Origin of the sequence: Bradyrhizobium sp. (assembly GCF_016462955.1) — a bacterium.
Lineage (GTDB): Bacteria > Pseudomonadota > Alphaproteobacteria > Rhizobiales > Xanthobacteraceae > Bradyrhizobium.
Window position 1 is genome coordinate 2,361 of record NZ_JAEMSD010000115.1, and the last position, 13,550, is coordinate 15,910.

The following is a 13,550-nucleotide window of genomic DNA, read 5'->3' on the forward strand; positions in this document are numbered from 1 at the left end:
GATCGACCGGCTTCGCGATGCGCTCGCAGGACCCGAGCCGCGGCTTCAGCCCGTCCCGGTCCGGGTGAAGCGCCGCAAGGACTGAGCCCCTCCGTCTCAGGCCTCGCGGCTGCCCCAAACAAAAGGCCCCCTCGACGAGGGGGCCTTTGCGTTTGTTAGCCCACGGCGTCCTTGGCCGCCTTGACCGGGCGGGCGCGGACGATCTTGCGGGCCGGCTTGGCCTTGAACATCATCTCTTCGCCCGTGAACGGGTTGGTGCCCTTGCGCGCCTTGGTCGCGGGCTTCTTGATGACCACGAACTTGGCGAAGCCCGGCACCAGGAACAGGCCGTTCTTCTTGAGCTCCTTGTGGCCGACATCGGTCAGCGTCTCCATGACGTTCTTGACGTCGCGCTTGGAAAGCTCTGTGGCGGTCGCAATCTTTTCGATCAACTGCGATTTGGACATTTGGGTGGCCATCGTGTCTCCTCTGATTCGTGACGGCTGCATATTAGACCAACCGGCGAAGGCCTATAGCCTTCTGCACAGTTTTGTCGCGGTTTTACGGGCATTTTTGGCCCTCTGTGACAAAAAACCCTGCATTTTAGCTGCTTCCAGTGCGGAAGGAGCCTTGAGCAGCGGATTTTGCCTTGTTTCAAAGGCCCGCACGACATCTTGCTAAAGCTGATTCGCCGCTTTCGACAAGCGACGACCGCCCTCTTTGTGAAAGGAGGCGCGTATTTCACCCTGAAATATAAGGGCGGATCGCATGTCGCCGGTCTTCCTCCCCGTAAAAACAGGGAGAAAGTGAGGGGGCGATCGACTAGACGCGCTCGATGATGATGGCCGGCGCCATGCCGCCGGCGGCGCACATGGTGACGAGGCCGCGCTTGAGATCGCGCCGTTCGAGCTCGTCGAGCACGGTGCCGATCAGGATCGAGCCGGTGGCGCCGATGGGATGACCGAGCGCGATCGAGCCGCCATTGACGTTGACCTTGGCGCGGTCGAGCTCGAGGTCGCGGATATATTTCTCCGCCACCACGGCGAACGCCTCGTTGATCTCGAACAGGTCGATGTCGTCGATGGTGAGGCCCGCCTTGGCCAGCACCTTGCGCGTTGCCGGCACCGGCGCGTTCAGCATCAGGGTCGGCGAGTCTCCCATGTTGGCCATCGCGACCACGCGGGCGCGGGCTTTGAGGCCGTGCGCCTTGGCATAGGCGGGCGAGGCCAGGAGGATCGCAGCGGCGCCGTCGACGACGCCGGAGGAATTGCCGGCGTGATGCATGAAGTCGATGTCCAGATCAGGGTATTCCTGCAAGATCAGGCCGCGATAGGTCGTGCCCTTGTCGTCGAGCGCGTAGTCCGCGATGGCGGGGAATGCCGGCTTCAGGCTGCTCAGCCCCTCCATCGTGGTCTGCGGCCGCGGATATTCCTCGTGGTCGAGGGCGAGGCTGCCGTCCTCGCGGTGGACGGGCACGAGGCTCTTCTTGAAGTACCCGTTCGCGATCGCATGCGCGGCGCGCTTCTGGCTCTCCAGCCCGAGCGCGTCGACGTCCCTTCGCGTGATCCCTTCCAGCGTCGCGATCGCGTCGGCGCAGACGCCCTGATGCGACTGCGGATGCTTCGCGCGCAGGCGCAGATTGCCGTTGTCCATCATCATCGGGCCGCCGCCGCGGCGGCCCTCCATCGACATCATCTCGCAGCCGCCGGCGATGACGAGGTCCTCGGCGCCCGCCATGATTGAGTTCGCCGCCATGTTGACGCTGGTGATGCCGCTTCCGCAAAAACGATCCAGCGTCACGGCGCTGGCGCGCACGTCGTAGCCGGCATCGAGCGCGGACATGCGGCCGAGATCGCCGCTTTGCGTTGCGACCTGCGCGCTGCAGCCCCAGACGATGTCGTCGACATCGGCCGTGTTGATCCCGGTGCGGTCGGCAAGCGCGCGCAGCACGGTTGCGCCCAGCTGCTGCGGATGAATGCCCGAGAGAGCTCCCTTGCCGGCCTTGCCGACGCCCCGGGGGGTCCGGCAGGCATCGATGATCAGTGCGTCGGGCATGGACGTTATCCTCTCGTTGTGAGTGTTGAGGACGGTTCTGAATAAGGGGGAGACGAGAGTCAATGCGCAGCGCTGCGCGCTTTCTCCAGCCCCTCGCCTAGATTTCCGCTGCGCGAAAGCCTCCGCGACGTCATGGCCGGGCTTGTCCCGCCTGCGCGGCCGAAGCCGCTTCGGCGCGGCGAAGGCCCGGCCATCCACGCCTTGCTACGTCGCGCGAAGAACGTGGATGCCCGGGTCAAGCCCGGGCATGGCGACCTCTACACTATGGGCGCGATCACACCCCCGACGCGTTCTTGGCGATCACGTTGCGATAGAAGCTGGCGCTGAGTTTGGGCGTGCGGACCTGGGTGTCGAAATTGACGTGGTAGAGCCCGAACCGCTTGTTCAGCCCGTACACCCATTCGAAATTGTCCATCAGGCTCCAGAGGAAATAGCCGCGCACCGGCACGCCCTCGGCGGTGGCGCGCTGGAGCTGGGTGAGATAGTTGCGCAGATACATGATGCGGTCGGTGTCGTAGATCTTGCCGTCGGGCGACACCACGTCGTCGCCGGAGGTGCCGTTCTCGCTGATGTAGATCGCATCCGTCTTCCAGATCTTCGCCGCCAGCTTCGGCACCCAGTAGATCGTCTCGGGCCCGACGCGCAGCCAGTCCGAATTCATGTGCGGGAAGGATTTCGGGATCGGCAGCGGCTTGAAGCCCGCGCCCTCATCCGTCGCCACCACGTAGTTCTGCGGCGCGTAGATGTTGAGACCGAGGAAGTCGATCGGCGAGGAGATGATCTTGAGCTCCGCATCGGTGTATTTCGGCGCGTCGGGCCCGGCGAATTTCAGGAAGGCGTCGGTATAGCGGCCGGTCATGATGACGTTGAGATAGCCGGCATTCATCTCGCGCAGCGCGATCTCCGCGGCGCGAACGTTTTCCGGCGTGTCGATCGCGGGCACGCAGGCGTCGATGTTCTCGGCCGGCCCCACCCTCGTACCGCGGCGGCCATGGGCCCGCACCGCCTGTACCGCGAGCCCGTGCGCCAGCGCGCTGTTGTGCCTGATCTGGTTGACCTCGGCTTGCGGCAGCGTCACGCCCGGCGCGTCGATACCGATGCCGTAGCCGAAATAGACGAAGCGGCCGCTCTCGTTCAGCGTGAACACGTTCCTGACGCGATCCGTGAGGCGCTCGGCGACATAGGCGGCGTAGTCGCCGAAGATCTTGCAGGTCTCCGTCGAGCGCCAGCCGCCGAACCGGTCCTGAAGCGCTTGCGGCAGGTCCCAATGATAGAGCGTCAGCCACGGCTCGATGCCGTTCTTCAGGAGTTCGTCGACGAGACGGTTGTAGAAGTCGAGCCCCTTCGGGTTGGGCTTGCCGTCACCGTCCGGAAAGATCCGCGGCCAGGCCACCGAGAAGCGATAAGCCCTGCAGCCGAGCTGCTTGATGAGGGCGATGTCTTCCTTGTAGCGGTGATAATGCTCATTGGCACGATCGCCGGTGGTGCCGTCCTCGATCTTGCCGGGGATGCGGACGAACTTGTCCCAGATCGAGGCCCCTCGCCCGTCTTCGTTGACCGCGCCCTCGACCTGATAGGACGAGGTCGCCGTGCCCCAGAGAAAGCCGGCGGGGAAGCCGTTGTTTCGGGCGCGTGGCGTTGCTGCCGGCTTGGCTTCGACTGCGTCGAGGGAACCGGTCAAGCCGGCTGCAGACAGTCCCGCGAGTTTCGCGAATCGGCGACGCGAGACCTTGTCCGTCATTGATGCTGCTCCACTTCCGGCTTGTTGCGGGCGCACAATGGCGAGTCCAGGGCGGTTTGAAAAGCAAGCGTTGGCGAAACCCGGATGCAGAATCTGGCGGCGTGGCGCGACATATGGATGCGGGCCGACGCGCTTGCTCGCACTCAGCGCGACCGCTTCGGCAATTTCGGCAGCTTGCCGGGATTGAACGCCGGCATCTGCCCGGTTCGTTCGGGTGCGGGCGGCTGTTGTTCCGTGAGAATGAGTGTTCCGTGGAGGATCATGCCCGGCGCCTGAGGTGCCGTCGCGGTGTAGGTCGCGATCTTGCCGGGGCAGCTTCCCTCGATCGTCAAGGTCAGCTCATCTTCGGTGCCGAAGACGGTGGGGCGACCGCCGGTGTGACGCTTCGTCGATACGGTCGCAGTGAAGCGATCTCCATCCACCTCACAGGAGCCGTGATAGGTCATCAGACTGTCGCAGCCCCAGATCTGGCCGTCTGCGACGTGGACGATTCCGGTGCCCTGGTCGAGCGGCGTGTTGTACCACGCCGCATATGTCCCGTCCTTCAGCATGGGAGCCATCTCCGTTGGTGCCCCACGCGACAATCCGCATCATCAGCGCTAAGAAAGCGTTAACCGCGCGGCCCGTGCCGATCAGGCATGTCTCTCCGCAGCTCGGCTTCAAGCTCCTCGATGATGCTGTGAAGCAGGCACGCTGCAAGCGGATCCGTCACTTCCCGCTCCAGATGCCGGTAACGCGCGATCTTGAATTCCTGTTCTCTCAACTGGCGCTCTGTCATCAGGCGGGCCCTCCGACGAACTGACGCGGAAACAGCCGAGCAGTTTCGTTAAAATTTTCCGATCATTTGCTATGGTTGCCGGCAGGTTAATGCGCGTCCCATCCGCTGGCGGACGAGAAGCCGGCATGGCCGGCGAAGCACCGGCCGCGCCACGGCTCCCCTCTTCAGAACGTCACCCGCATCCCCGCGTAGAACGCGCGCGGCCTTGCCGGGCTCAGCGAGCGCGGGTCGGTGAATTCCGCGCCATTGGTGAAGTTGGGCAGGGCTTCGCGGTCGAAGAAGGTGCCGAGCGTCGAGTAGCGGTGGTCGAAGATGTTGTTCACGCGACCATAGAGCTGGACGTTCTTCGTGACCTGATAGGACGTGTGCAGATTGAAAACGGTGTAGGACGGCAATTGCGGAAACTGGTTGGATTCGTCACCAAGGAAGAACTGGCTTGAGACGAAGAGTGCGTCGCCACCGACTTTCCAGACATCGGTAACTGCATATTCGACGCTGGCCTTGATGAGATGTCGCGGCAGGCGCGGAATCTGATTGCCCGGCAGGACCTGGATATTGCCGTCGGCGTCCGCGAACGGGCTATCCGAGCCCAGCGTGAGCGCATCGAGGAAGCGCGCATCGAGGAATGCATAGCTTGCCTGGAACGCCAGCACGTTCGACTTCAGGCTCACCTCGGCTTCGAGCCCCTGCCTGCGGGTGCGACCGACGTTCTGGAAGAAACCGAAACCGGTCAGGCCCGGGATCGGGGTCGCGACGATGTCATCGTAGTTGGTGGCCCGGTAGGCACCGACCTTCCATCCGAGCGAACCGATGATCAGCTCCTTCGTACCGCGGAAGCCTGCTTCCACCGTCTTGGACACCACTTGCTGCAGCGGAGGGTCGGCGACCAGGAATTGTCCGATGATACACGGCCGCGCCGGATCGGCGCAGCCGAGCTCGAGCGGTGTCGGCACTCTGTTGGCTTCGGAGTAGCCGGCATAGGCCGTCACTTCGGGCGTAATCCTGAAGGTGCCTCCGACGATGGGATTGAAGCGGTAGAAGGCATGATCGCCGTTGAGCGCGGTGCCGAGTTGGTCCATCAGGGAAATCTGGGCGGCGTTGAACCGTCCGCCGCCAGTGATCGCAAAACGATCCGTCACGTCGAACGTGTCCAGCGCATAGAGGCCCTGATACTGGTTGACGGTGCGAAGCGACACCGGGCCGATCGACGTCGGCTCGCCCGACTGACCGAGGAATATGCCGCTGCCCGTAACGACATAGTTAGTGCCGATCGTTCCCAATTCGGTGCTGCCTGTGAAATGCGTCTTGCTGAGGTCATAGCTTGCGCCGACCACAAAGCGGTTCCCGTGACCGAACAGCTGATCCGTGTTGGTCGCCTGTCCGGATATGCCAAACGACGTCGACTTGGTGGAGGTGCGATCGATCTGGCTGAGAATGGCACCAGGTGCAAAGGTGTTGGCGAGTTGCACGCCATTCAGGCCGAAAGCCGGGACGTCGTCATCGTCAAAGCACAACAAGGTCGGGTCGTCGCAAGGCAGGGTATCGGTCGGGTTACCGTCGACCGTACCTTGTTTGAAGCGCCGCAAGCGTGCCGTGCCTTCAAAGGTCCAGGTCGGGGTCGCCTCCACCTTGCCGGTCAAGTTGAGGTAAGCGACCTTGTTGGAGATGGTCTGTGGTGTCGTGTAGGTGGCCCCCCAATATTGCTGGAGCAGTTCGGCCGGAACAGTACTGGGACCAGCCAGCGAATTGTTGGCGACGCCACCATTGAGGTGGAATTCGTTCCCTTCAAAGCGATAGCCGACGTCACCGTAGAAGCGCCGGACGTCCGACGACGAAAAATTGCGGAAGCCGTTGTCGTGAATGCCTTCGAGTGCGCCATAGACAGACCAGTTTCCATCGACCTGCTTGCCCCATTGCGCAGAGCCCTGAATGCGACCGAACGAGCCGCCCATGATGTCGATCTCGGCCCCCTGATAATTGAAACCGTTCTTCATCTGCAGATCGATGGCGCCGCCGAGGGCATTCAGGCCGTACGCCGGGTTGTTGGTGACCACGACCGCCGAGCGGATCGCAGCCGTCGGAATCAGATCCCAATTGACGATATCGGAGAAGGCTTCGTTGATGCGCACGCCGTTCTGATAGACGGCGAGCCCTTGCGGCGTCCCGGCGAGGGGTGAAGCGACGTAGCCGCGGAACTGAATATCGGGCTGAAACGGATTGCCGGTCACTTCATTGATGCTGACGCCGGGAACGTACTGCTGCAAGGCATCGGCGATATTCGGAGAATTGGTGCGCCTGATCTGACCGGCATCGACGGCGTTGATGGAGGAAGGAACCTTGTCGACGTCGAGGCCCCGCCCGGTGCCCGGCGAGGTGGGATAGACATAAAGACGCGTCCTCAGAGCGGCGGACCCCGGCGCCCCCGCGCGCGCCACCGGACGCGCCGATGTGATGGGCCTTGCCGATGGCGCTGGCGCCGCCACCTCGACCGGCGGCAGATTCTGGACGTTGGTCTGCTCGTCCTGGGCAGCCACGGCGTCACTCGCGATGACTATTCCCGTGGAAATTGAAACGATGACCAGACCACGAACGCGCATACTGACGCCTCCACCCGTATCGTCCGGCTCTCTTTGTTGCCCCGCCGGTTAGGCGAACGATACAGGCCAACAGCAGACAAGCACCAGCGTAAAAGGTCCGCGTCCTCCGCAGCACGAATTCCCGACCGGATCGGGAATTCTTCCCGACCGATCCGGCGCCGTGCGTGAGCCACAACGGTCCGGCCGGGAACTATTCCCGGCCGCCATGAGACTTTTTGCCGAACTTCGCGAAAGACCTTCGTGCAATCCTTGGCTCGACGTCGCGATCCGATCGCGAGTCATTTCATCCGCAGACTCACCCCGCCCTCGTGGCGGGGTGTTTTTGCGGCAAAGGGAAAACACCGGGAGGACATGATGACGCTGCGCGACCGTTTTTCACTTCGATCTTCATCGGCTCGCCCAGTCCGCAGAAGCGCCGTCACAGCTCTCGTCACCGGCCTCGGTCTCGCGGTATCCATCATCGCCGCGTCTGCGCAGACAAACAGCCCGACGCCGGAGAGCATCAAGGCCATCACCTCGCAGGTGGACAGCGCCTACATCAAGGCGAACGCCGCGACGTCGACCAACTGGCCGACCATCGGTCTCGACTACGCGGAGACCCGCTTTTCGAAGCTCAACCAGATCACGAGCGACAACGTCAAGGGCCTCGGCCTGGTCTGGACCTACAATCTCGAATCCTCACGCGGCGTCGAGGCGACGCCGGTCGTCGTCGACGGCATCATGTACCAGACGGCCTCGTGGAGCGTCGTGCATGCCATCGACGCGCGCACCGGCAAGCGGATCTGGACGTTCGATCCGGAAGTCAACCGGGAGCTCGGCTACAAGGGCTGCTGCGACGTCGTCAACCGCGGCGTCGCGCTCTACAAGGGCAAGGTGTTCGTGGCGGCCTATGACGGCCGACTGATCGCGCTCGATGCGGCAACCGGCAAGAAGGTCTGGGAAAAGGACACGCTGATCGACCACGAGCATTCCTACACCATCACAGGGGCGCCGCGCGTCTTCAACGGCAGGGTCGTGATCGGGCAAGGCGGCGCCGAATATGGCGCGCGCGGCTACGTCACTGCGTACGATTCGGAGAGCGGCGATCAACTGTGGCGCTGGTTCACCGTGCCCGGCGATCCCTCCAAGCCGTTCGAAGACGAGTCGATGGAGAAGGCGGCCAAGACGTGGGACCCCGCCGGCAAGTACTGGATTAACGGCGGCGGCGGCACGCCGTGGGACACCATCACCTTCGATCCCGATCTCAATCTCGTCTATATCGGCACCGGCAACGGCTCGCCCTGGAACAGGAACGTTCGCAGCCCCGCCGGCGGCGACAATCTTTATCTCGCCTCGATCGTGGCGCTGAACGCCGATACCGGCAAGTATGTCTGGCATTATCAGGAGACGCCCGGCGACCACTGGGACTACACCTCGACCCAGCCAATGATCCTCGCCGACATCAACATCGACGGCGTGCCGCGCAAGGTGATCCTGCACGCGCCCAAGAACGGCTTCTTCTTCGTGATCGACCGCACCAACGGCAAATTCATCTCGGCGAAGAATTTCGTCGATGTGAACTGGGCCACCGGCTACGACGCCAACGGCCGCCCGATCGAGGTGCCGGCCGCGCGCGGCGAAGCGCCATACGACTCGATCCCCGGGCCCTACGGCGCCCACAATTGGCATCCGATGTCGTTCAACCCGCAGACCGGGCTGGTCTATCTGCCGGCGCAGAACGTGCCGGTGAACCTCATTCCGGAGAAGATGTTCAAACAGAATGCGGCAACGCCCGGCAAGTTCGGCGGCGCCACCGGCTGGAATGTCGGTTTCGTGCTCAACGGAGAGCCGCCAAAGAGCCTTCCGTTCGGGCGCCTGATCGCGTGGGACCCGGTCAAGCAGAAGGAAGCCTGGCGCGTTGAATACCCCTCGCCATGGAACGGCGGCACGCTGACCACGGCCGGAAACCTGGTGTTTCAGGGCACCGCCGACGGACGCTTCGTCGCCTATGACGCCAAGACCGGCAAGTCGCTGTGGGAAACACCGACCGGCACAGGGGTCGTCGCAGCGGCCTCGACCTACCTGCTCGATGGCGTGCAGTATGTCTCGATCGCCGTCGGCTGGGGCGGCGTCTATGGCATGGCGCAGCGGGCGACCGAGCGGCAAAGTCCTGGAACGGTCTACACGTTCGCGCTCAACGGCAAGGCGCCGCTGCCGGAATTCGTGAAGTACCAGACCGAAGGCCTGCTCCAAGGGGTGCCGTATGATCCCAAGGACGTGCCGGAAGGAACGGCGCTCTACGTCGCCGCCTGCGCCACCTGCCATGGCGTGCCCGGCGTCGACAAGGGCGGCAACGTCCGCAATCTCGGCTATGTGCCGGCGGAGGAGATCGCCAACCTCAAGAGCATCGTCTTCAAGGGACCGTTCCGGGACAAGGGCATGCCGGACTTCACGGGCAAACTGACGGAAGCCGACGTGGAGAAGATCCAGGCCTTCATCCAGGGCACCGCCGACGCGATACGGCCGAAGAAGTGACGTGGCGGCACGGCTGCGGCGGCAGCGCCGCAGCCGGCTTCAACGCTAACGTTGCATCAATGCAGCATGATGCAAACCAGAGTATTCCATTTGAATCCGATACTCGTCGTCGATGACCATCCGATCGTTGCAGAAGCCTGCCGCCTCGTGCTGGGCGACGTCGAGGACGTCGTCGCTGCGCGTGACGTGCCGAGTGGCTATCAGGCGTTCCTGGAGCACCGGCCCGGAGTCGTCATCCTGGATCTGACCTTTCCCGGAGAAGCACTGGGCGGCGTCGACCTGCTGCACCGCATCTCCTCGGGTGCACCGCTCGCCCGCGTGCTGGTTTTCAGCATGCACGCGGACGCAAGCATCGTCGCGTCCGCGATCAAGGCGGGAGCCATCGGATATCTGCTGAAGGACTCTCCGCCGGACGAGCTGCCGAAGGCTGTGCGCCAGGTCAGGCTGGGTCATCGCTATGTCGACGAGCGGATCAATCTGCGCGGGGTCCCCCTGCCCGATCACGTCGAATTCGGCAAGGCCGCCGCCCTGACCCGCAGAGAAAGGGAGGCGCTCAGCCTGCTGGGCCAGGGCAACGCATACCCTGCGATCGCCGAGGAGCTGGATATCACGCCGCGCGCCGTCGCTCGGCTGGTCAAGCAGGCGAGGATCAAGCTCGGTATCCGTCGCACCAGCGATCTGCTCCGCCGAGCGCACGAGCTCGCGGGCGACGCAGACGGTTCGAATTGACGCGCGCCACGGTTTCGACGTCAATTCGGATCAGGACGAGCCAGTCGGAACCAAGGCCTCGACGGTCACCCCCCCATCGCCGGACACGACATTGAGCGTGCCGCCCAGCGCCAGGATCCGCTCGCGCATCCCGACGAGGCCGAAGCCGAGCTTCTGGCCCGGCTCCATGCCCCGGCCGTTGTCTTTGACCCGCACCCGGGCGCAGACCCGACCGTCACGCCCGTGCTGGTGCACGGGCTCGATGACGACATTGACCGAGGTGGCGCCGGCGTGGCGGAACACATTGGTGAGCGCCTCCTGCACGATGCGGTAGATGGTGAGGTCGGCGGTCTCGCCGGTCGTGCCCAGCGCCGGCGAGATCGAGGTCTCGATCGCAACGTCTGGATGGGACTCCCGCCACAGCCGCGACAGTGATTCCAGCGCCTGGCGCAGGCCGAGTTCGGCAAGGCCCACGGGCCGAAGCCGTTCCAGCACGCGGCGATTGAACTGCTGAAGCGCATTGAGCTGCTCCAGCATGGCGCTGCCATGCTTCCGCACCGCATCCGCACTCGGCGCGCGTCCGTCCGCCAGCTTCGCCAGCGCGCTCGCATGCGCGCGCAGCGAGAACAGATAGGGCCCGAACTCGTCATGCAGTTCGCGCGCGATCTCCTTGCGCTCGATGTCCTGGAGCGACACCGCACGCTCGGCAAGACGCCGCTTGTCCTCGACCGCCTCGTGCAGCGTCGCGGCAAGATGATTGAGCTTGTTACAGATCGCGGCGAGTTCCGGCGCGCCGCCTGGCTCCACGCGGGCCTCGTAATGTCCGCCTTCGAGCTTGCCCATCGTGTCCGCCAGCGACTGCAACGGTGCCAGCGCCCGGCCCACCACGCTCATCATCAGGAAGAACAGCGCGAGCGCGATCACCGAGCCGACTTCGAGCTGCGTCACGATGCCGTCCCAGATCTCGGCAATCTCGTCGTCGGGATGCGAGGTGATCACGAGTGAACCGGGCTTGCCTTGAATCGAGACGGGCACGGTGACGGCGGTCTGCTCGGGATGCACCAGGGCGACGAACCAGGCCGGTGGCGCGCGCGTGTCGGCGTCACCGTCAAGCCGGGGAGGCGTCAGCGGCAGGCCGCCGGCGTCCCGTAGCGTGATGCTGACATGGCGCAGGCGACTGAGATCGCGCGCGATCTGGTTGAGCCTGGCATCCGGATCGGGCGCCTCGTTGAGATCGGCGACGATCATCTCGATGAACTCGCGCGCAAGGCGAATTACGCTCTGGTCCTCGGCCTGCACGCGCGGGCCGGCCTCGGCGACCTGGCGGCCGATATTGACCGCGAGCCCCAGCGCCAGCAGCAGCGCCAGCAGGAGGTTGATGCGCCCGCGCAAGGATAAATTCTGCCACATGGGTCTCGCTCGTGCCTCGCGAAGCCTCGCGGCCGCTGTCCGATGCCGTTGACAGGGGCGAAGCGAGGGATATTTAATCGGAAGCGTACAGCAATCCCGGCCGGGTTGCATGCGGCGACATGAGACACACTGATGCTCATACCGCCGACATGCGGCACAGAACAGGCAGTTCTAATCAGGGGAACGCGCTGTCGCAGGGAACGCCTATGCGCATTCTGATCGTCGACGATCATCCCATTGTCGCCTCCGGCTGCCGTGCCGTGCTGGCCGACGAGGGCGAGATCGAGATCCTGGAGGCGGCGGACGCCGAGGACGGCGAGTGCGTCTTCATCGTCGAGCGCCCCGACCTCTGCATTGTCGACATCAACCTGCCGACCGTCTCCGGATTCGAACTCGCGCGCCGCATCCTCGAGCGCGCGCCCGATGCCCGCATCATCATGTTCAGCATGAACGACGACCCCGCCTTCGCTGCGCGCGCGATCGAGTGCGGCGCCAAGGGCTACGTCTCCAAGACCGGCGACCCCGACGACCTCGTCGAAGCCATCCGCGCCGTCGGCGGCGGCGGCACCTATTTGCCGAGTGCGATCGCGCGCAGCATCGCCTTTGCCGGGCCGACGCTGGCACAGAGCCCGCTGTCGAAACTGAACGCGCGCGAGATGGAGATCCTGCGGCTGCTCAGCGCAGGCAAGAGCCTGTCCGAGATCGCCTGGCTGGTGCAATCGTCCTACAAGACGGTGGCCAACACCTCGTCAATCATGCGCCAGAAGCTCGGGGTGAAGACCTCGGTCGAGCTGGTGCGGCTGGCGATCGACAGCGGCGTCGCTTGACGGCGCCGCGAATTCGGTCACACAAGCGTTGCAATCCTGGTGTGGTGAGAAGCCGCGGAGTCTTGTGCATGGCCATTCAAACTGTCTCGACGAACAAATCCCATGGCGGCGTGCAGGGCGTGTATCGCCATGCGAGCGCGGCCACCGGAACCGACATGGTGTTCTCGGTCTATGTTCCACCGCATGCGGACGGCGCCAAGCTGCCTGTGGTCTGGTACCTCTCCGGGCTCACCTGCACGCATGCCAACGTCACCGAGAAGGGCGAATTCCGCAAGGCCTGCGCCGAGCTCGGCCTGGTCTTCGTCGCGCCCGACACCTCACCGCGCGGACCCGACGTGCCGGGCGATGCCAACAACGCCTATGATTTCGGCCTCGGCGCCGGCTTCTATGTCGATGCGACGCAAGAGCCGTTCGCGCGCAACTATCGCATGTGGAGCTACGTCACCGACGAGCTGCCGAAGCTGGTGGCGGAGAATTTCCCCGTCGATGCCAAGCGCCAATCGGTGATGGGACACTCGATGGGCGGCCACGGTGCGCTGACGGTGGCGCTGCGCAACCCGCACCGTTTCCGCGCGGCCAGCGCGTTCGCGCCGATCGTGGCGCCTTCGCTCGTGCCCTGGGGCATCAAGGCGCTGACCGGCTATCTCGGGCCGAACAAGGATGCCTGGCGCAACCACGACACGGTGGCCTTGATCGAGGACGGCGCGAAATTCCCCGGCTTCCTGGTCGATGTCGGCGACGCCGACAATTTTCTGAAGGAACAGCTGAGGCCCGAGCTGCTCGAAGCGGCCTGCACCAAGGCGGGCATCCCTCTGACGCTGCGGCGCCAGGCGGGGTACGACCACAGCTACTATTTCATCTCGACCTTCATGAGCGATCACCTGCATTGGCATGCGGAGAGATTGAAGGCGTGATCTTCTTACCCTCCCCTGGAGGGATCC

At 64.1% G+C, this 13,550-nt stretch carries 11 protein-coding genes; 4 read left to right on the forward strand and 7 right to left on the reverse strand.

The window, feature by feature from the left end:
* Window positions 1–155: 155 nt before the first annotated feature.
* From JHD07_RS14530 to JHD07_RS14555, 6 genes are all read right to left on the reverse strand, one after another.
* Entirely contained in the window at window positions 156–458 is a 303-nt protein-coding gene (locus JHD07_RS14530; protein WP_025037698.1) for an HU family DNA-binding protein, read from the reverse strand.
* Between the two features lie 343 nt (window positions 459–801).
* Window positions 802–2,034 carry an acetyl-CoA C-acetyltransferase gene (locus JHD07_RS14535; protein WP_291623269.1) on the reverse strand — a complete coding sequence of 411 codons (1,233 nt, stop codon included), beginning with the start codon at window positions 2,032–2,034 and terminating at the stop codon, window positions 802–804.
* A gap of 274 nt (window positions 2,035–2,308) precedes the next feature.
* On the reverse strand, window positions 2,309–3,775 hold the full coding sequence (locus JHD07_RS14540; protein ID WP_291623271.1) for a GH1 family beta-glucosidase: 1,467 nt from the start codon (window positions 3,773–3,775) through the stop codon (window positions 2,309–2,311).
* A 143-nt stretch (window positions 3,776–3,918) separates the two neighbouring features.
* Complete coding sequence (locus tag JHD07_RS14545) at window positions 3,919–4,326, reverse strand: hypothetical protein (RefSeq protein ID WP_291623273.1); 408 nt, start codon at window positions 4,324–4,326, stop codon at window positions 3,919–3,921.
* Window positions 4,327–4,385: 59 nt separating this feature from the next.
* Window positions 4,386–4,553 carry a hypothetical protein gene (locus JHD07_RS14550; protein WP_291623275.1) on the reverse strand — a complete coding sequence of 56 codons (168 nt, stop codon included), beginning with the start codon at window positions 4,551–4,553 and terminating at the stop codon, window positions 4,386–4,388.
* Window positions 4,554–4,717: 164 nt separating this feature from the next.
* A complete protein-coding gene (locus JHD07_RS14555; RefSeq protein WP_291623277.1) occupies window positions 4,718–7,150 on the reverse strand; it encodes a TonB-dependent receptor in 2,433 nt (810 codons plus the stop codon).
* Between the two features lie 354 nt (window positions 7,151–7,504).
* Here JHD07_RS14555 and JHD07_RS14560 point away from each other — a divergent pair, with 354 nt between their 5' ends.
* Both JHD07_RS14560 and JHD07_RS14565 read left to right on the forward strand, forming a co-directional pair.
* Window positions 7,505–9,664 (forward strand): PQQ-dependent dehydrogenase, methanol/ethanol family, encoded by a 2,160-nt coding sequence (locus tag JHD07_RS14560; protein WP_291623279.1) that lies wholly within the window; start codon window positions 7,505–7,507, stop codon window positions 9,662–9,664.
* A 69-nt stretch (window positions 9,665–9,733) separates the two neighbouring features.
* Window positions 9,734–10,393 carry a response regulator transcription factor gene (locus JHD07_RS14565; RefSeq protein ID WP_291623288.1) on the forward strand — a complete coding sequence of 220 codons (660 nt, stop codon included), beginning with the start codon at window positions 9,734–9,736 and terminating at the stop codon, window positions 10,391–10,393.
* Between the two features lie 30 nt (window positions 10,394–10,423).
* Here the strand turns inward: JHD07_RS14565 and JHD07_RS14570 are convergent, their stop codons facing one another.
* Window positions 10,424–11,782, reverse strand: a complete 1,359-nt coding sequence (locus JHD07_RS14570; protein WP_291623281.1) for a histidine kinase — start codon at window positions 11,780–11,782, stop codon at window positions 10,424–10,426.
* A gap of 206 nt (window positions 11,783–11,988) precedes the next feature.
* Here JHD07_RS14570 and JHD07_RS14575 point away from each other — a divergent pair, with 206 nt between their 5' ends.
* Window positions 11,989–12,609: a response regulator transcription factor gene (locus JHD07_RS14575; RefSeq protein WP_291623283.1), complete on the forward strand. Its 621-nt coding sequence runs from the start codon at window positions 11,989–11,991 to the stop codon at window positions 12,607–12,609.
* Between the two features lie 68 nt (window positions 12,610–12,677).
* Window positions 12,678–13,523, forward strand: a complete 846-nt coding sequence (gene fghA, locus JHD07_RS14580) for an S-formylglutathione hydrolase (protein WP_291623284.1) — start codon at window positions 12,678–12,680, stop codon at window positions 13,521–13,523.
* The last annotated feature ends 27 nt before the right edge of the window (window positions 13,524–13,550 follow it).